This is a genomic window from Chitinophaga sp. H8, assembly GCF_040567655.1.
Lineage (GTDB): Bacteria > Bacteroidota > Bacteroidia > Chitinophagales > Chitinophagaceae > Chitinophaga > Chitinophaga defluvii.
Genome location: NZ_JBEXAC010000001.1, coordinates 1705748 through 1726106 on the forward strand (window position 1 = coordinate 1705748; position 20359 = coordinate 1726106).

A 20359-nucleotide genomic window follows, 5' to 3' on the forward strand; every position below is an offset into this window, starting at 1 on the left:
ATTATTATAACCGCCGCAGGCATTTCCTGCGGCGGTTGTTGTCTATAACTTCTTCTGATAAAAATTACATTTCAATTTATAAGTGGGGCTATCTATAAATTGTTGGGGTTCATAGGTAGGGGGATCAAGGTTATAATCATAAAACTCTTCCAGCAGATTTTTTGCATTCGCCGTGCTGACTTCCATTCCTCCGGAAACATCCATTTTAGGAGGCGTAATAAACCTGCACTGATAGGTAGCAGCAGGCAATATCCCATAGAGTGGTTTACCCGCTATCTCCATATATTCCTCTGAACGTAATACGAACTGATTGGGAGTAGAAGATGGCATAGGCAGCACTGTTTCTCCGGTGAAAACCGGTATTACCTGGTTGAAGGACAGGATAAAGGTCAATTGCCCGAATTTGAAAGGCGCGGTAGCTGTTGTTGGATAAAGTTTTTCCCCGGAAATAACTATTACATTTTCTTCAGGAGAGGATACCCTGGGATACCAAAGGGAATAGGGGTTAGTCGAAGTTTCGTACATTAACTGGTCGTTCAGATAAAGCTCCAGGAAATCATAGTAAAAATTAAAACCAGCTTCCTTCATGGTGATGCTTTTTCCCGGATTGGTGGTATTACTTATTTTTAAGCTGTCTATTACCCCGGAGAGTTTATGTTCAGTGGCATCAAAATCTTCTACCCGCAGGCTTAGGTTAAAGTTGAACTTATCCTTACTGGTAGGATAGGAGGCATCGGGAAATACATCTGTAAAAGTCCCTTTTGTATAGGTGAGTGCTATATCACCACCCTCCACTACTTCATTGTTTTGAATGATATAATTACCTTTTACCACCTGTCCGTTTTCATTGATGGGAAGCTTTATCTGTAATTGTTGAAAGCCAGCCTCTGCTGTGTTGTCATCTAACCGGATCACCAGCTCAAAACCATCGGCATAGCTACCTGAATGCTGTTTTGTATCACTGAAAGTTTTCCTGGCAATGATGCTGGTTTTTAATGGTGCGTCATTGTAAACCAATTCGATATTCTTTAAATCTTCCGACAATGGAGGTGGTGGCGGAGGAGGGGGCGGAGGAGGTGGTGGCGGTGGTTTTACTTTTTCTTTAAATTGAAATACGGGTTCCTGTTTCTGACAGGAATTGAATGCGATTGCTGCCAGCAGCAGCAAGGTTATATATTTTGCCATTACAAACTGTTTCATGTTATTTATTTAAAAGAATGTATTATAGATTAAGGCCAATGCCGAGGGTGTAGTAAACTCCGGTATAGTTGGATTGATAGATATTATCGCCGTGGATTGTTTCATCAGTTTTGTCTGCCAGTTGTCTGATATCTGCAGCCTGCTGTATTTGCAGGTATCGGGCATTCAGGATGTTTTGTATCCCGCCTTTTATGAATAAGTATTTTCCGGCTTGCTGAGAGAAGCTGAAGTCAAGTGCATGGCGTGGCATTTCGTAAATATTGGGACTGGAAAGATTGCCAATTGCAGTAAGGCGTTTACCTGCAACGTTATAGTTGGCATTCAGTTTTAATCCGATGGTCTCATCTGTATAATTTAAAGCAGCATTGATAAGGTAAGGAGATTGCCCGTATAGCGGCCGCTTTTTGTCCTGCAAACCTGCCCGGTGGCCAAGGTCTACGGTACTGTAGATATAAGCAGCATTGAATAAGACGGAAACCCGCTGCATTACCTTACTGATGGTATTACTACCATTGAAATAACGGTGCATACCCAGCATCAGCTCCACCTCCGCACCGTAGTTGGTAGCCGCCGCTGCATTGTTCCATTGGAAATTGTTGTACCCACCTGTGCTGGCATAATAATAAAATTCAACTGGATCCTTAAACTTCTTATAAAACAAGCCCGCTGTAAACATTTCGCCCGTACCTGGATAGTGCTCGAACCGCAGGTCGTAATTGTCAATGTCTGTCTGGATCTTCAATTCTTCATTACCATACGCCAGCCGGTATGTCATCATATCCATATAATAGAAAGTGGATATTTCCCTGAATTCAGGACGGTTTAATGTTTTGGAATAAGCGGCCCGCAACTGGTTCTTTTTAGTAAAAGCATAGCTGATATTGAAAGAGGGTAGCTTGCTGGTGTTTTTACGCATCAGATCGATACGGCCATCATTGGTAGTGCCGGTGGTTTTCCAGGTATAGGTGTGCAATTCCTGGGTATTATCTTCTATTCTTAATCCACCATATAGTTTTAACCGTTGTGTAATAGGGATTTCTGCGGCTACATAGCCTGCCTTGAGTACATTCCGGGCATTGTAACTATTGTTTTTTCCATAATTTTCTGTGATACGTATGGTAGTGTCTGTATCCTTTTCATAACCGAGTTGCCGGAATTCGAAAGTTCTTTTTTTATCTTCGTAAAAGATCCCCCCTTTCAGACTGATGGTAGTATTAGCTATCTTAACAGGCTGTATAACATCCAGCCCGGCAGTTTTTATATCTTCCGGTAAAGTAAAAAAGCGTCTGCCCCGGTAAATACCTATGCCAGCAGCAGGTTCTGTAAGGGAGGAATCGTTGTAAAACAGCGCCGTATCCTGCTTTAAGGTGCGATACCTTTGGTCGGGATCATCATACCTGCTTTTAGTATACCCTATTACCCAATTCACCTGGGTACGATCAAACAGGGTATGATGGCCGGATAATTGTCCGGTGTAAATGCCTCTATAGCCATTAGTCAGAATATACTGCCGCACGTTTTGACCGGAATATAATCCGGAGCCATCGGAGGCGGCGTCCCCGGTAGTACCATTTCGCACAATGGCATTGGTACTGCCCATATGTGTGTACAGATTTTTAAAACTGATGCGATGGTTTTTATTTATTTCCAGGGAAAGGTTCAGTAAACTATTTAACCGGACATTATGACTGTAGGATTGATCGGCAAACCTGAATCCACTGGAAAAGACACTGCTCATTAAGCCGGAAGTATTTTGTGCAATGACGCTATACTGGTAAGTATTAGAATAATTAAAAGCACCTACTATACCCAGCCTGGAAGTATTTCCCATGGCAATACGCTTCGTGAAATCCAGGTTGAACCGATGGTCAACAGGAGCTTTGCCTGGATATAGCTCCCAGTTATTGTTAATTTTTGAGGTAAGCGCCCTTTTATCAACATCCGTTGCCTGGTCAATTCTCCCGGGAACATCTGCCGGCAAATTATAGGTGCCATCATCATAGCCCAGCCAGGCTTTTTTGCCCTGCTTTTGTTCAAAGAATTCTTTGAAGGTAGTATGTGCATTGGCGGAGGCGGAATAACCAATGTTAAAGCTGTTTTTTACGGGGATTTCAGTGGTATATACTTTGATAACCCCTCCGGCAAAATCGCCTGGCAGCTCTGGCACTGCCGTTTTATAGATCATGATACGATCGATCAGACTGGATGGCATGATATCAAAACTGAAGGCGCGACTGTCTGGTTCAAAGCTGGGAGCAATTACATTGTTGAGCATCACCGTGTTGTATCGCTGAGGTAATCCCCTGATGATGACCAACCTGTTTTGAATGATGCTGACTCCTGAAATACGGCGTACTACTTCTGCCGCATCTCTGTCCTGGCTGCGGGAAATCTGCTCCTTGGAAATACCGCTTACTACCGCATCGGCGCCATGTATTTCATCTATAATGGCAATATTGGTACCTGTTTCCCGGATACGGTTGGCAGAAACGGTGATCGTACCCAGCCGGCCTTTATCTCTTTTTAATGGGATAATGATGTTAAAATCTTCATTATCCCGGATGATAATATCCGTTACCTTCTTTGTGCCATAACCTACAGACGATACGGTGGCTTCGTATTTCCCTTTAGGTAAAGCCATGGTAAAAGCACCCTGTTCGTCTGTAGTCACGCCCTTACCGCCTATCCGGATCGTAGCGCCTATTACCGGTTGTTCGTTTTCTTCATCTATTACCTTTCCAGCAATCCTGCCAGTAGATTTTTGTGGTATTAGCGCCGGTAAAGCAGCGATAGAAATGGACTTTCCCTCTATACGGTAATTAATATATCCGGACTGATGTAAAGTGTTTAATACCTGTTCGTAAGATTGATGGATAAGATCAGGTAATCTATTTACCAGTCTGGTTTGCAAGGCATCATAATCATACAGGAACTTATATGCAGGCTGCCGTTGTTCCAGTTCCCGGATAATACTCCCCAGGCTATCTTTACCCCCAGTTACCTGTGCCCTTACCTGGTAAGTGTAAATCAGCAGGAGGCAACCCATAAAAGCAGGCAGGACCCATGTTGTTTTTTGTCTTTTTGACGGATGAAGCAGTGTACTATTGTACATGATGTACTTTTATTTTTGGTTTTAAAATGACAGGTGAAGCCAAAGGTTCCCCCTTGACACTGCTATGATGCGGTGCCGTGGGTATTTTGTTTTATGTCTGGAATTAATAAATAATGATGCTGTTGTCCCCGCTTTTTTTACAGTGCAGCCCGTGTACAAATAACAGCCTGTTCAGTACAGCGGATACATCTCCCTGCAATGACAATGTTCCGGAAAAATGTTTGCTGTCAATGGATTTGTTGCTGGTAATGACTACGCTATAGTATGTTTGCAGATAGTCAATGATATCTTTGAATGATTCATTCCTACATAAGATTTCTTTTGTTTTCCAGGCCAGCGCGTAAGCCGACATGGGGGTGGTGGTTAGTTGTCCGGAATGAGCATCATATATGGCTGCATGTGCCGGATCTAATACCTGAGGGGAAGCTCCTGAAACAGTGAGCGCTACTTTTCCTGTAAATAAAGTGACGGTAGTTTGTGCTGCAATTGTATCCTGCTTTATATTAAAAGTGGTACCCAGGACTTCCGTAGTAAGACCACCGGCAGCAACAGTAAAGGGATGGGCCGGATCAGGAGCAATATCAAAATAGGCTTCTCCGTTCAATATGATATGACGCTGTTGCGTAAAGGAGACCGTATCCAGTTCCAGTGAAGTGTTTTTATTGAGCCATACGGTGCTGCCATCTGTTAATTGGACCTGGTATAATCCATCCCCATTATTCCTGATATGCTTCATGGCAGCAGTCGGGTTACCGTTATCAGCTCCCTGTTGCCAGAAATAAGCGCCCGTGATGATCATTATCAGCGGGATCACAGCGGCGGCTATGCGTAACAGCCATTTGCTGTTTAAGGGATGTACTTTTTTTACAGGCGCCTGTAATGCCAGTTGCCCCGTTAACCACGCGTACATCCTTGCTGATTGGTCTGCCGCCGGATGATATTGTGGGTCATCTGTCAGTTGTTCTTCCGGCATCCCATATTGCAGGAAATACTGTTGTAGTTGTTCCTGTTCACTTGTAGTGCTGGTACCGTTTAACCACCGGTCTATTAACTGATGAACTGAATTGTTATTCATTTCTTATGACTTTTGTAAAGCAGCTTTATAACAATACCGTTTTAAAAAGCGCATCGTACCATGTCAGGTATCGAATTCACAATTTGGTAACATAGCCTGCTTTTTCTGCTGCGATCGCAATCGGAGGGTGGAGAAGAGGGGAAGTATTGTTTATAAAAAGGTAATCATAGTAGAGAGGAACTGTTGTGTCACCAGTTTTCTTACCTGCTTCATGGCCTTACTCAATTGGTTTTTTACTGTTTGGCGGGAGATGTTGAGCGCCATAGCTATTTCCCCATGATTCATTTCCTGGAAGTAGTTCATTTCAAAAACCTGTTTTTGACGGTCAGGTAGCGTATCAGCGACAGATCGTATCAGGTTATTAAAATGCAGGGCTTCATGCTGAAGGACATAAGTGCTGGCAACGCTTTCCGTAACAGTGAAGGCTTCTTCAATAGAAATGGTCGCTGTCTTTTTTCGGTAATAATCTACCAGCAGCGCTTTAGTAATAAAGAAGAGCAGTTTTTCCGGGTTGTCTTGTATAAGGGTGCCGGCTTTTAAACGGTATTGCCAGAATTTGATGAAGGTAGATTGTGCAATCTCTTCCGCAGTGAAACTATCCCCGGTTTTTTTGTAGGCATAAGCATACAGAGAACGGTGATGCTGTTCGAACAGGTGCGTAAAATAATCCTTTTCAGTATTGTTGCCTGTCAACATAGTATTACCTGTTAGCTACCGTAAAAATACAGTTGCCGTATTAATTTAATGTTAACAGTGTTTTACAGGATGAACCTGCATGCTTAGTGTAAAAGCAGGTCCGGGTTATTCGCCTCCATACACAGATAAAGCAGTGCTGACAAAAAAGAGTACGCCTTTTTTGTCAGCCCTGGCACACTATTTTTCCACTACTGTAATATAATTCCTGATTTTTCGCTGTCCGAAATGATCGAACCGTTTATTATCAGTAGGGTAGTTGACCACGCCGGTAGGCGTATTGGCATTTTTGATCCATAGGGTGGTAGAACCTCCACCATCCAGGTTAAGTGCATGTTCCGGACGGAAATAATGTTGGATGAACTGTGTCAGTTCCCTGGCCGACATACCAGCTGCCTGTTTATCCCGGCCATCCACAGTGATCAGCAATACCTGTTTGTGGCTGGTGAGCGCAATAGCAGTTCGCGGATGACGTACGCCCTGGTGACGGTCAGGATCTTCATAGTCCAGGCTGTCCAAAGGGGTATGGCGTGGTTTGGCAAAGGTTTCACCTACAGGTTTGTACTGGTAGATCAACATGGGAGACGCAGATACTACGTTGGCATAGCGGAGCTGGTTGTAGCTCTCATTATTGCCATACAGGATGCCGGCAGTTTGTTGCGCGGTATCATAGTAGAAGGCGGCATCATGCTTCCAGAACAGGCGATGATCTTTCGGAATGGTTACCTGTGTCCTGATCGTATCATCCGATTTGAAGAAGCCGGAATATAACCCGTCAACGATCTCAAAATAAGAACCATTGATGGCAGCCAATGCGCCAGGGATGCGGGCCGCCACTGCTGATAAAGAATCAGAAGGGCGTACCTCTGCTATCTTAAGCTGATAACGGGGATTATTCAGATCCACTTCAATGACATTCACATTTTGAGAAGCCGCTGATGGTGTGTAGTATCCGGCAAAATGATAGTGTATCAGTCCAGGGGAGAGGGTGTCTGTAACCCATCCGGTGGGATCCTTTAATACTTTTACCGCTGTGGTGCCACTACGCAGGTGGCGGGTGTTATGGCAGGACAAAAGCATGCCTGCCATAACGGGTAATAACCAATATTTTTTCATCATCAGTAGCCCTCGTTTTGTTTAAGTACGCCTTTGGACAACCGGATCTGGTCGCCGGGGATAGGCAGTACGTAATAATTTTTGTTATTCTTTACATTGGGAAGGCTCAGTGCTTTGCCGGTCCTTACCAGGTCAAAGAACAGGAAGCCTTCGCTGAAAAGTTCCCGGCGGCGTTCAGCTAGTATTGCATCCAGGTAAGCGCCTTCACCGTTGAAATCACTTTCCTTGTAAGCAGGTACCCCACGTTTGGTTCTGAGGGCATTCAGGAAAGTGATGCCTTGTGATACCGGTGAGCCTTCCGCACTGATCAGGTACATTTCTGCCAGGCGGCTGATCACCAGCGGCTGTACATCCCAGTACTTGCTCACAATGACGTTAAAGGTGCCATCTGTATTACGGATAGTGTCTATGTTCACCGTTCTGCGCACATCGTCTTTAGTGTACAGATTTTTAAGGACCTCTTCCGAAGGCTGTACAAAGTAAGATCCTGCCCAGGTGGTACCATATGGCCAGAACAGGCTGGATAAGCGGAGATTACTTTCAGATTTAAGATTGGCAAAAGCAAACAGCACTTCTTTGGATGTGGCAGGCGTGCGGAAAATACCGCCATAATCTGCATCCAGGCTTAGACCAGGGGTGTTGATTACCTGCTGCGCCAATGTGGCGGCGCCGGTTTTGTCGCCGGTAGCCAGCAATGCCCTGGCTTTTAAGGCCTGTGCAGCTTCTTTAGATACCTGTTTGTAACCGGCATCCTTAAAAGCACGCGCACCGGCAATAGCCTCATCCAGATCTTTTATAATCTGCGCCCATACTTCTTTATCGGTATTGCGTGGCAGGTTATCGGTGGTATTGGTTGTAATCAAGGGAACTCCACCAAAGGTGGTCACTAACTGATAGTAGATATACGCCCGCAGATACATCGCTTCCGCACGTATTACTTTAATCGCACTACCATCGGCACCCAGCTTATCGCAATTACTGATTACATTATTGGCACTGTAAATGTTGCTGTAACCATTTTTCCAGACAGAAGAGGAAAAGCTGGAGCCATCATCCACGGAGTTGCCGGTGATGAGGGTACCATAGCTGCTGTTGTTGCCCGACAGTGCGGTCCAGGTGTAGTTACCCCCTCTCAGGTCGTTGATAAAATAATCATCTCTTTGGGATGATTGCGAAAGGGTGGTTCTGTAGAGGCTGTTCAGGAAAAACTGTATGTTGCCCGCGTTGATCTGATCGGGAGATACGGCACTTTCCGGCTTGATGTCCAGCTGTTTACTGCACGCGGTTAGTAACAGGCTGCCTGCCAATGTGCACTGTATGATCCGGGAATAATATTTTTTAAGCATCTGCTGTTGACTTTATCAGTTTAGAAATTCATATTGATACCAGCCATAAAACTACGTGGCTGTGGAGTTACCAGGTTGTCTATCCCAAAGCTTCTGGCATCCAGTGAGCTGGCAGCTTCAGGATCGTAACCGGAGTATTTGGTAAATGTGTACAGGTTAGAGCAGGATACAAATAACCTGAGCTGTTGTACGGAGAAACGGTTTAATAAAGCTGCCGGTAACTGATAACCCATAGTGAGGTTCCTGATCCGGAAAAAGGACGCATCTTCTACGTAATAGCTGCTGCGCTTGTTGTTAAAGGCGCTTTTTACTGCACGTGGTGTAGTATTGCTGGTACCGGGCGCTGTCCAACGCTTGTCATATGAATCTTTAATAGCATTGTAATCATATGCTCCCATGTGGTCCAGCCCCATTCTCCATTCAGCAGCTAATTTATTGCCCTGGGAGAAGGTGGTGAGCAATGAAACATCAAAGTTGCCGATTTTGAAGTTGTTGGTAATACCACCGGAGAACTTAGGCAGCGGGCTTCCTATTACAGTCAGATCAGCAGAGTTGATGATACCGTTGTTGTCCAGGTCGGCATAACGGATATCTCCGGGACGTACACCTTCTTTTTGCAGGCTTTCCGGTATTTCATTGAGCGACTGATAAATGCCTAATTGCTGGTAACCGTAGAACACCCCAAGTGGCTGTCCTGCAATGATCGCATTCCAGCTGCCTACCGGTGTTGGTTTATCATCTATCAGGCTGGTGACTTTGTTTTTGATGAAAGAGATGTTGAAGTTGGTGCTCCAGCGGAATCCGGGGCGGTCCATATTTACACTATTGATACCTATCTCATGCCCGGTGTTCTGCATGGCGCCAATGTTGGCCGTACGTTTTGTAAAGCCGGTGCTGGCCAGTGTAGGCAGGTCGTATAACAGGTTGTTGGTTTTTTTATTGAAGTAGTCATAGGTAATGTTCAATCTGCCTTGCAGGAAAGTAAGATCTGTACCCAGGTTCCATTGGGTAGCTGTTTCCCATCTCAGGTCCATATTGCCCAGCGATTTAACGGCCAGTCCAGTTTTCTGATCGTAGTTGGAACCTCCTGTAGCCAGCGGCAGGTAGCTGAAATTATCAATACCATCCTGGTTACCTGTTTGTCCCCAGCTGGCACGCAGCTTACCAAAATCCATCCAGGAAGGTTTGTTAAAGAAGGCTTCATTACTGAATACCCATCCCGCCGATAAAGAGGTGAAGGTGGAGTAACGGTTATCCTTAAAAAATTTGGAAGATCCGTCATAGCGTACGGAAGAGGAGATAAAATAGCGTTCCTTATATCCCAGCATTACCCTGCCTATGTAAGATTCCATGGCATATGCAGAGGCATCTCCATCAGCAACAGTAACTGTAGCGGAAGTAATGTTTTTGAAATCATCAGAGGGGAATTCCCGGCCTTCTGCCTTACTGAAATCGTAGTTGTCTTTATAAAAACTATAACCAGCCATCGCTTCTGTTGTGAAATCGCCCTTCCACTGTTTGTTGAAGGTAAGGGTGTTGTCTATGCTTTGTGATAAGCGGGTATTGCGTACATCAAAAGTAGCCCCTTTATCAAATGCATAAGGGTGTAAGCGTGTTTGATGACGGAAGCCGCGGCCTATACGTGCTTCCATGTTGTAGTTAGAATGGAAGGTAAAGTATTGGAGGAAATGGATATTGCCATATAGGTTTACCAAAGCCTGGTAGTTCTTATCATATATCTCATCATTGGCCAATACCTGTACACCATTGTGGCGCAGGATGTCTTTACCGCCTATGTAGTAAGAACCATCATCTTTAAAGGGTCTGTCATACGGGCGTTGTTCCAGAGAACGTTGCAGGAGGGCGGTACCCTGATCACCATTGGGTGCAGAGGTGCTTTTGGTATAGTTACCGCCTACACGTAAACCGAAATTCAGTACTTTATTGGGTGTAAAGTCTACGTTGGTACGTACGGAGTAACGGCGCATAGAGCTGTTTTTCAGCAGTCCTTCTACGTATTGGTAGCCAGCAGAGGTGTAGTAGTTGACAAAATCATTGGCACCGCTGAAAGCAAAATCTGTCTGGTGGGTTTGTGCAGGGCTGTTCAGCACGAGATCCTGCCAGTTTACATCATAAGGATTATCCGGGATCTTGCCCAGTACTTTATTGATATCTACAAATTTACTGTCGCCTGGCTGGAGGTTCTGATCCCGGTTAAAGTTGGCAGTTGCTTCCTTTTGCAGGGCCATATATTCCTGTGGATTCATGAGCTGCAGTTTTTTAGGCATGGTTTGCACACCGGAGAGCTGGGACACGGAAATCTGTGGTTTACCTTTTTTGCCGCGTTTGGTGGTGATAAGTACTACGCCATTGGTAGCACGGCTACCATAAATAGCGGCAGCAGCAGCATCTTTCAGGATATCAATAGAGGCAATATCTGCCGGGTTGATCATGGATAAGGGATCCTGACGGTATTCACCGGCATAGTTGTAGCTGGCCAGTGCTTTGGAAAGCGGGATACCATCAATCACGTACAGCGGCTCGTTGTCGCCGTTAATGGAACTGATACCACGGATACTCACGCGTGATGCACCACCGGGAGTACCATTGCTCATGGTTAAGTTAACCCCTGCTACCTGTCCCTGCAGGAGTTGGTTGGCGCTGGAAGCATTGCGGGGCGATACATCAGCAGCTTGTACACTGGAGATTGATGTAGTAATGTTTTTACGGATATTATTACCGTAACCGATTACTACCACCTGGTTTAATTGAGCATTGCGTTCTTTCATCTGTACGATCAGCGACATGTTTTCTCCATCCTTTACCATATAGCCATCCATTACTTTGTTTTCGTAACCGATGTAGGAAAAGGTGAAACTGTAGGGCCCACCCACGGCCAGATTGGGAAAGGAAAAAACGCCTTTTTCGTTGGTAGAGGTACCGCTGGTATAACCCGCTGTTTTATGTTCTACCTTAACGGAAACGCCTGGCAGGGCTTCTCCTTTTTCATTTTGTACCATGCCTGTTACCTTATGCCCTGTTTGCCATGCAAATGCCTGACAGCAATAAAGGCAGCAGAGGAGCGCCAGCAGGCGCTTTAGCCGCAAAGAGGCGGCTAGCTTACTGTAAATGTTAACCATCATATATAGGAGCTTTTAGCGCAAAGAATTCCCTGTCCACCGGTGAGCACACCGGTGGTGACTGCCTGTAGCAGCAATTGTATTATCAGTTATTGATGAATGATATAATTTCCTGTCGTGTCCTGATCCACTTTAATATTATTCAGCAGGGCAATGTTGCCCAGTATAACAAGTACGGCATCTGTTCTGGAGATATCTCCTGTAAAGAATTTCTTCTGCAGCCGTTCACGATCCCCTTTTATGATGATATGATATTCTTTTTCTATTACTGCAAATACTTCAGGTAATGGTACATAATTGAAAGTGATCTTCTCTGCGTGCATGGTCACGCTGCTGTTGATCCCAGCAGGAGCAGGTACCGGCGCAGCAACCTTAACTGCAGTATGGATATGGCTCACCTGTGTTTTTAGCTGGCGTGTATTCACTTTTAATTGTTGTCCTGGTGATAAGGTGATATCACGTAATTTTCCTTTCAGTGCCGGGTCGGCAGCTTTTACTATTACCTTGCCGGTAAGCAGGAGCACTTTTACTTCCCGTTTTTCCGGCATTGTTTTGATCCGGAAGGTGGTTCCCAGTACCCAGGTACCCATTCCGCCGGCATATACTACCATGGGTTTGTCAGCCTGCCGGTGTATATCAAAATGCGCTTCTCCTTTCATCCATAAGGTGCGCTGGTGTGACTCAAACGGAACATAGTACTGCAGCGTGCTGTGTGCCTCTAAAGTAATCAGTGATCCATCCGCCAGCCGTACTGCCCTGGTTCCCGGACCTTCGTGGTGCACGGTTTGCAGTACTGGTGCAGGCGCCTGTATAATGGTGGCTACTTCCCGTTTGGCAGGTGATGTTGTAAGCAACATGGGCAGGGTAAATATGACCCCTATGGTAACAGCCGCTATACCTGCCGCCACCGCCATATACTTCCGCAGGCGTGTATTTCGCTGCTGTTTGCGTGCCTGCTGTATCACGTCCAGCATCTTGCCGGATATGGCAGGAGCCAGTTTAAATCCACTTTCGAGCTGGTGCCAGCGCTCATGGTTAAAATATACGGTCAGCATTTCCGGATGTTCCCTGAAGTAAGCAGCCACTGCTTCGGCTTCTTCATGGTTACATTCATCGCGGAAAAAGCGTTGAATAAGTTCAGCTGTGATCATCTTAGTGTATGTATACCAATTAGTATACGTGCCCCGGTAAAAATACCCTGCCTCTTAACAATTCCTTAAAACAGGAAAGGGTGATGCAGCAGTAACAAAAACAAGGGGCTTACCGCCAGCCTTTTACGGAGATGTTTGATGGCTTTGGTGATATGGCTTTCCACTGTTTTAACGGAAATGGATAACTCGTCTGCGATCTGTGCATAGGTTAATCCGTTTTCCCGGCTCAGGCGGAATACCTGTCTGCGTACAGGAGGGAGGGAATTAATAGCGTGATGGATGTGTATGGTCAGTTCTTTTTCCTGGATGTTGTGCAATAGGTGATCTTCCGATGCGGTAGTAGCAAGCTGTTGCATCGCTTTTCTTTCTGTTGCTTTTTTTCGGAGCAGGTCTATCAGGGAGGAGCCTGCTATTTGCAGCAGGATGGCTGTAACAGGGACGTCTTCCGGTAGCTGCATACGGGAGGTCCAGCATTTGAGAAATGTTTGTTGTACCACTTCTTCCGCAAGGAATTGGGAGCCGGTTTGTTTTAATACATAAAAGTACAATTGCTCATGATAACAGTGGTACATCGCTTCAAATGCCCGCTCATTGCCCTCTTTTATTAACGCTATATCATTCACAGTAAAACAGATTTTCCACGCTGCAAGTTGGAAAAAAAGTAAGTGAACCGCGTATTAATTAAATGTTACCTGGTACTAAGCAGAATCAGAAAAGCGCTGTGGGCAATCCATCCAGGCTTACCCGGTTCTTTTCTGCTTTATAGGCCGCGATGCCTTCCTCGCCTTTTTTGGCAGCCCATTGCTGGGTATAATCCCTTTCGCCCAGGTATTCATACAGGGGCACTCCAAAGCCACAGGAGGTTTGTACCTTATGGATATCTGCTACAATGATTTGCCTGGTAGCCAGTTGTAATTCAAAATGCGCCGACAGGGTTTCCCATTCCGGGTGGTGGGGTAATATTGTTGTGCCCTGTCCGTATAGGCGCAGGATGTTAGGCGGGCCATCAAACGCACAGAACATGAAAGTGATCCGTTTGTTTTCCAGGATGTGGGCTGAGGTTTCATTACCGCTGCCTACAATATCCATATAAGCTACTCTGGTGGGGGATAATACCCGGAAGCTGTCCAGTCCTTTGGGAGAAATGTTTACATGTCCATCCTGGCTGAGTGGGGCCGTGCCGGTAAAGAACAGCCGCTGTTTGACAATAAACGCCTGGTGCTGTTCCTGGATGCTGTCAAAAAACTTACCCATAATAATGGTTTAAAAGTTAGCAGGTTGCCGTAAATGATAAGGAATAAAATTAATGAATATTTGGGAGAAATGCGCTGCAGTGGGGGAAAGTGCGGGATTTTTTACTTTGTAGCGATCGTACTACAAATGGTTTTAAGGAACCCTGGTATCTTTGTAACAGCTTACAAGGATAGGCTAACAAATAATGAAAACAGCAATTGCTTAATGATATTACACTAGGGGTTAAGGAAATTGGTTTTTTAATAGGATATGGTTAAATTTAGGGGTCGTTATTCTTAGCGACCTTTTTTTATTTATGCCCGATGAGCCGGGCTTTTTCCGCCAGCTCAATTACATTGCTTACCTGTAATTTTTCCATAATACGCAGTTTATAAGTACTGGCCGTAGATACCTGTATGTGCAATTGGCTGGCTATCTCCGCAATGCTTCTTCCTTTTACCAGCAGCTGCATTACCTCTGTTTCCCGCATAGAAAGCAAGGGTTTGGTTTCTTGCCCCATAATCTCTTTTACTGCAGGGCTCACATATTTTTCCTGGTTAAGCACCTTTTGGAGCGCCAGTTTAATTTCTGAATGAGCGCTATGTTTGGACACGTAGCCGTCTGCCCCGGCTTCTATAAAGCGGGGGCCGTAGATATGTTCCTCATATCCGGAAAGCACCAGTATTTTCACCTTTGGTTGTCTGAGGCGGATGGTATCTATCATCTGAAGGTTGTCGCCGCCCGCAATATTTACGTCCAGTACCACGAGATCAAAGGGCTGTACCCGCAGTAGCCGTACCGCTTCGTGAAAATCGCTGGCCTCTGTAACTGTTAGTTCTTTGGTGATTTGCTTAAGAATAAGGATAGTTCCTAATCTCACAATTTCATGGTCATCGACAATAAGTACATTTCTCATAGGGTGACAATCTGTTAACAGAAAGTATATGTCATTGGTCCGCAAATAATTAAGTCACAAATGTACACTACTATTAGTGCATTGTAAAATAATAAAATAACATGGCAGCCGGCTAAAATGTTCTGTTTCGGGCCATTTGCCACCTTATATACGCCATCAGATATCTTCCGGATCTTTAATATGAACCTGCGGGGGGAGGAGAAGGGCTTTAAACTCCATATGGGAGGAGGTATAACCTGTTTTGAAAAAATATTTTCCTGGCATGTACTCCGTGTGCATCTTTTTATTGTATTCATATATATAAGGCGGCAACGCCCCCTGTAACCTGACATATACCATGAAACACAGCAGGCCACATAGCCAATTGTATTTCTGTAGCAATGCAAACGAATTCAGCCAAATAATCAGGAACGTGTTATGATGGACAGACGAAGATATATTGAACTATTAAAAAAATATCTGGATGGCACTATTGACCGTAAGGAGCATATAGAGCTGTTTGAACTGACTGCTGCCGAAAATGTAGAAGCACCTTTGGCGCAGATGATAGAACATGATTTTATTGCTAATCAGGCAGGTGGCCCTGATTTGCCCCCTGATGTATCGGCAGAGATCCTGGAAAGGATTGTTGCGTCTGAAGCTAGTACCAACCGTCTCCTGATAAATCCTGAAAGCAGGTATCGGCTGCTGAAAGCGATTACAGTGGCAGCTGTTTCTATTACCCTCATCATGGCAAGCATCTTTTTCTTCACAGACCAGTTCTCGGTGAAAAAAAGTACTGCATTTGAAGCCTCCATTCCCGGTGGAAATCTGAAAAAAGTAAACCATACCGCTGCTCCGCTTGAAGTTGTACTGGAAGATGGCAGTACGGTTATTTTAAGTCCTGAAGCCACCCTGAGCTTCCCGGAACATTTTGACGGCGATAAAAGAGAAGTATACCTTACCGGAGAGGCTTTTTTTGATATTGCTAAAAAGCAGGACCAGCCCTTCCAGGTGTATTACAACAATGTAGTAACAAAAGTATTGGGTACCTCTTTTAGCATAAAAACCAACCAGCGCACCAAAGAGGTGGAAGTATCTGTAAGAACAGGTAAGGTACAGGTATCTGAAAATAAGTACCGGTCGTCCGGCAACATAGCAGATGCAGGGCTAAAGAGCATTATCCTGGTTCCTAACCAGAAAGCCACTTATAATGAAACGCGCCGGGTATTTGAAACGGCGTTGGCAGATGCCATTTATCCGATACTGGATGCAGAAGATATGGCACAATACATGAAACATGGCAAGCAGCTGGATGCTTTCCTGTTTCAGCAACCTACCAGCCTCAAGGAGATATTTGCCAGATTGGAGGCTGTGTATGGTATAGGCATCATTGCAGACAACGATAATATTTATAACTGTGTTTTTACCGGAGATGTTTCCAAACAGGAGATGCTGGAAAAGCTACATATTATCTGCCTGACGATAGGCGCTACCTATGAAGTGAATGGCACTAAGATCCTGGTGAAAGGCAAAGGATGTAAATAACCTGTAAACCTGATAATCATTAAATTAAACGTTATGACATAGCCAAAACAAGAAAAACCGATAATGCTCGTAACATCATCGGTTTTACGAAAACCTTCCGGTATTCTGATTTTGCCCGTAAATGACTTCTTAAACGATCAAAACTTATCAAAATTATGAAAAAAAAGCAACTATTCGTTGCCTCAATCTTTATTGTCATGAAGTTTACGATTGTCCAATCCCTATTACCTATCGTATTTTCTTCTTGCTTATTTGCAAATAAAATTGAAGCGCAATCGGTTTTAGATAAGCCGGTCAGTTTAAAGATCAATAATGTGGAACTATATAAAGTGTTTAACATTATTGAAAAACAAACAGATATCCGGTTTAATTACAGCCCGAACTCAATTGATGTAGATAAAAAAGTTACTTATAAGGCCAACAGGAAAAGACTAAAAACATTACTGGATGATATCCTGCCTCCCTTCTCCATTGGGTATAAAGAAGTGGATGGGCAGATTGTACTTTTTTTCAACCATCCCCCGCCGGCCAGGGGGGAAACGCAATTGGAATTTGAACCACTTGAAAGTGCGGTGGCCGATACTACGATTTCAGGTATGGTAACTGATGAATCAGGAAGAGGGCTGGAAGGAGTTTCTGTGAAAGTAAGTGGCGGTAGCGGGGCTTCCGTTACCGGTGCAAGGGGAGCGTTCAATATTGTGGTACCCAACCTGAGAGCGGTGCTGGAATTCAGCTATGTGGGGTTTTTAACCCAGCAGATAAGGTTGGATGGCAACAGGAAAGTGAATGTAAGCATGAAATCAGAAGCAACTACCCTGGGAGATGTGGTGGTAACAGCATTAGGCATCAGCAGGGAAAAGCGCTCATTGGGATATTCGGTAGCCAATGTAAAAGGTGCTGACCTTTCCAATGGAGGAAGTTCCAATATGCTGAAATCACTGGACGGCAGGATGAGCGGGGTGAATTTTACACAAGCCAGTACTGATCCCGCAGGTTCTGTTTTTATAACTATCCGCGGGGCTACCAGTCTGAGCCTGCCCAACTCTACGGCCAGAAGTCAACCACTTTATATTATTGATGGTATCCCGCTGGGTAAAACAGATATAACCAATAAAAACGGGGTGGATTTTGGAAACCTGCTCTCCCAACTTAATCCGGAAGATATTGAAAGTGTAACGGTACTTAAAGGCGCCAGCGCTGGTGCCCTGTACGGTTCGCAGGCAGGTAATGGTGTGATCATGATTACCACCAAATCCGGGAAGGGAGCAAAAAAAGGTTTAGGGGTGTCTGTTAATACCTCCATGGTCATCGATCATCCTTATAATTTCTTTGAAACACAAACGGATTATGGCGTAGGGGTCAGGAGTACAGTATATGTACCTGGAGGCGGATATGACTGGGGGCCGAGATTGGATGGCTCTTTTAATATCACCCGGTGGAATATGCTTACACAGGCTAATGAGGAAGTACCCTTCCTGGCTACGAAAGAGAACCGTTTGCAGCAGTATATGCAAAACGGAGCTACGAATAATTATAACGTGAGTGTAACCGGCAATTACGACAAAGGATCTTTCCGCTTCTCTGTAGGTAAGATGTATAACAGAGGGATCATGCCCAACAACTCTACAGACAGGATGACATTTAACCTGAATGCCTCTTATAACATAGCTAAAAAGGTAAAACTCTCTGTTAGCAGTAACTATGTTTCACAATATTCCCCCAACAAATCATCCGCTAATAATGATGTAGTGGAATTGCTGACCTTTTCCTTCCTGTCACATTTCCAGCCTGTAAAAGAAATGCAGAACATCTGGCTGAAAGGATATGAAGGAATCAGACAAAATGCACCCGCTTATAAGGCTAACGGAGAACCTTATGGCGATAACCCCTATATGTTTACTTATGGAGAGATCAATACTTATCGTAAAGACAACTTTTTTGGAAAAGCAGAACTGGAATGGCAGCTGACCGAACCACTTAAATTGTTGCTGAGATCCGGTATGGATTATAATGGCGATAATTATGAGTACAAATTATCCAAAGGGTTTACTGATGTGAAAAAAAGAGATGGCAGGTATTCTGTACAAACACAAAGTACTTATTCAGTCAACTCTGATATCATGCTGGTATGGAATAAGGACTTTAAGAAGATCTCTACCAGTGCTACCGCTGGTTACAACTATGTATATGGTAATTCTTACGACTATCTGGCTAATGCTGATAAACTGGTACGTGCCAACGATTTTAGCCTGGGTAATGCAGTAGCAGGTACGCTGACTGCCAATAATTACTGGAATACCGGCAAAACACAAAGCGGGTACTTAACCACACAAATTGGTTATGATGGTCAGGTATACCTGGACCTTGCCGGAAGATATGATCAGAGTGGCATCCTGGAAGAAGATAAAAACCACCACTTTTATCCTTCCGCTGCCCTCAGCTGGCTGGCTTCAGAAACCGTTAAGCTGCCGGATTTCATAGACCTGTTTAAACTGAGAGGAGGTATTGCCCAGGTAGGACATGGTATCGGCAAACCACGCAGTAATAATACCTTCAGCTTTAACCCGGTAGACTATGGCAATGTGAAAATATTGAATATCGGAGGGCAGCTGGTAGATCCGAACATAAAACCGGAAATCACCAATTCATATGAAGGTGGTTTTGACCTGGTATTGCTCGATAAGCGTATTTCTGCCGATTTTACCTTTTTCAAAAAGATCCACGAAAACCAGCAGGACTTTATCCCTACTTCTCCCGGTACCGGTTATGGCGGTATGCTGTCTAACATAGGTACAGTGGAAGCCAAAGGATTAGAAATAGGACTGACACTGGTACCCGTTAGAACAAAAAAATGGAACTGGGAGTTATCAGCTTTCTATACCAAAACAGATGCACACATTACCAAATTGTCAAAAGCCTATATTCCTAACGGGTATACTTTTTATGGTAATGGTCCCAATATCAGTATCAGGATGGCAGAAGGTGATCGGATAGGTACGATGTGGGAAAACAATGTATTTCAAAGGATGCCTGCCACCAGTAAATATGCCGGTATGCTGGTGCTGGATGATGCCGGTACCTGGAAGTACTCTTCTCTTGAAAAAGACCGGAGATCCATTGGCAATTATAACCCGGATTTTATCCTTGGGCTTAATTCCTCTGTCAGATATAAGGCTTTCAAATTGTCTTTTGTGGCGAGTCTTCGTGTAGGTGGTCAGTATGTATCTAATATTACCCGCCGTTCACAAACCAATGGACACTCGCCACTTACTATCGGCGATCTGGTAAACGGGCCTAATGATTATACGGTAGGTGGCCGTGATGCCGCTTCCGGTGGTTTGCCCTGGCCTGATTGGAGAGATATGAAGTATCCTAACATGGCAGCATTGGTGAAAAATTTTGCCAACTATGGCGCCTATGCACAGGACGCATCCTATTTTAAAGGCGTATGGCTGAAACCTGGTGGAGATCCTAATAATGATGATGATTATATCGTAAACGGGGCCGACTCACTGGCTACCTTTTATGGATTGGCAGCACAGGTATTGGGCCAGCAATTCTGGTCTTTCCCGCAAACGCTGATTAAAGATGCCACTAACCTGAAAATAAAGGAAATCGTATTGGAATATAGCGTACCTGCCAGATTCCTGGGACGCTACCGGATCGAGAACCTGACCCTGGGCTTTATAGCCAGGAATATTTTTCAATGGAACAAAAGCGGGGAAAAAGGAGATCCTGAAGCAGCCTTCGAAGGAGTTGGTGTAAACCAGGGAATCATTGGTAAGGCGTTGCCTGCCGTGTCTTCGTATGGATTTAAAGCATCGGTTAATTTTTAGGTTTAATCTCAATC

13 protein-coding genes are annotated in these 20359 nt (G+C 44.6%); 2 read left to right on the plus strand and 11 right to left on the minus strand.

Annotated elements, in window-relative coordinates; genetic code table 11:
* Window positions 1-42: 42 nt before the first annotated feature.
* The 11 genes from ABR189_RS06475 to ABR189_RS06525 all read right to left on the minus strand — a co-directional run bounded on the left by ABR189_RS06475 (window position 43) and on the right by ABR189_RS06525 (window position 14982).
* Window positions 43-1200, minus strand: coding sequence for a hypothetical protein (locus ABR189_RS06475; RefSeq protein ID WP_354659645.1), 1158 nt, complete (start codon window positions 1198-1200; stop codon window positions 43-45).
* Window positions 1201-1222: 22 nt separating this feature from the next.
* Window positions 1223-4312 carry a TonB-dependent receptor gene (locus ABR189_RS06480; RefSeq protein WP_354659646.1) on the minus strand — a complete coding sequence of 1030 codons (3090 nt, stop codon included), beginning with the start codon at window positions 4310-4312 and terminating at the stop codon, window positions 1223-1225.
* Window positions 4313-4415: 103 nt separating this feature from the next.
* Window positions 4416-5387, minus strand: coding sequence for a FecR family protein (locus ABR189_RS06485; protein WP_354659647.1), 972 nt, complete (start codon window positions 5385-5387; stop codon window positions 4416-4418).
* Window positions 5388-5537: 150 nt separating this feature from the next.
* Window positions 5538-6083, minus strand: a complete 546-nt coding sequence (locus ABR189_RS06490) for an RNA polymerase sigma factor (RefSeq protein ID WP_354659648.1) — start codon at window positions 6081-6083, stop codon at window positions 5538-5540.
* 177 nt (window positions 6084-6260) lie between these two features.
* Entirely contained in the window at window positions 6261-7199 is a 939-nt protein-coding gene (locus ABR189_RS06495; protein ID WP_354659649.1) for a phosphodiester glycosidase family protein, read from the minus strand.
* Window positions 7199-8542, minus strand: a complete 1344-nt coding sequence (locus tag ABR189_RS06500) for a RagB/SusD family nutrient uptake outer membrane protein (RefSeq protein ID WP_354659650.1) — start codon at window positions 8540-8542, stop codon at window positions 7199-7201. Before ABR189_RS06500 ends, ABR189_RS06495 begins: the two co-directional genes overlap by 1 nt.
* Window positions 8543-8562: 20 nt before the next feature.
* The gene (locus tag ABR189_RS06505; RefSeq protein ID WP_354659651.1) at window positions 8563-11685 is read right to left on the minus strand and encodes a SusC/RagA family TonB-linked outer membrane protein; all 3123 of its coding nucleotides are present in this window, start codon (window positions 11683-11685) and stop codon (window positions 8563-8565) included.
* Between the two features lie 86 nt (window positions 11686-11771).
* A complete protein-coding gene (locus tag ABR189_RS06510) occupies window positions 11772-12833 on the minus strand; it encodes a FecR family protein (protein ID WP_354659652.1) in 1062 nt (353 codons plus the stop codon).
* Between the two features lie 65 nt (window positions 12834-12898).
* A complete protein-coding gene (locus ABR189_RS06515; RefSeq protein ID WP_354659653.1) occupies window positions 12899-13456 on the minus strand; it encodes an RNA polymerase sigma-70 factor in 558 nt (185 codons plus the stop codon).
* 85 nt (window positions 13457-13541) lie between these two features.
* On the minus strand, window positions 13542-14087 hold the full coding sequence (locus tag ABR189_RS06520; RefSeq protein ID WP_354659654.1) for a pyridoxamine 5'-phosphate oxidase family protein: 546 nt from the start codon (window positions 14085-14087) through the stop codon (window positions 13542-13544).
* 289 nt (window positions 14088-14376) lie between these two features.
* Window positions 14377-14982, minus strand: coding sequence for a response regulator (locus ABR189_RS06525; protein ID WP_354659655.1), 606 nt, complete (start codon window positions 14980-14982; stop codon window positions 14377-14379).
* A 417-nt stretch (window positions 14983-15399) separates the two neighbouring features.
* Here ABR189_RS06525 and ABR189_RS06530 point away from each other — a divergent pair, with 417 nt between their 5' ends.
* On the plus strand, window positions 15400-16509 hold the full coding sequence (locus ABR189_RS06530) for a FecR family protein (RefSeq protein ID WP_354659656.1): 1110 nt from the start codon (window positions 15400-15402) through the stop codon (window positions 16507-16509).
* A 314-nt stretch (window positions 16510-16823) separates the two neighbouring features.
* A complete protein-coding gene (locus tag ABR189_RS06535) occupies window positions 16824-20345 on the plus strand; it encodes a SusC/RagA family TonB-linked outer membrane protein (RefSeq protein ID WP_354659657.1) in 3522 nt (1173 codons plus the stop codon).
* Window positions 20346-20359 lie beyond the last annotated feature (14 nt).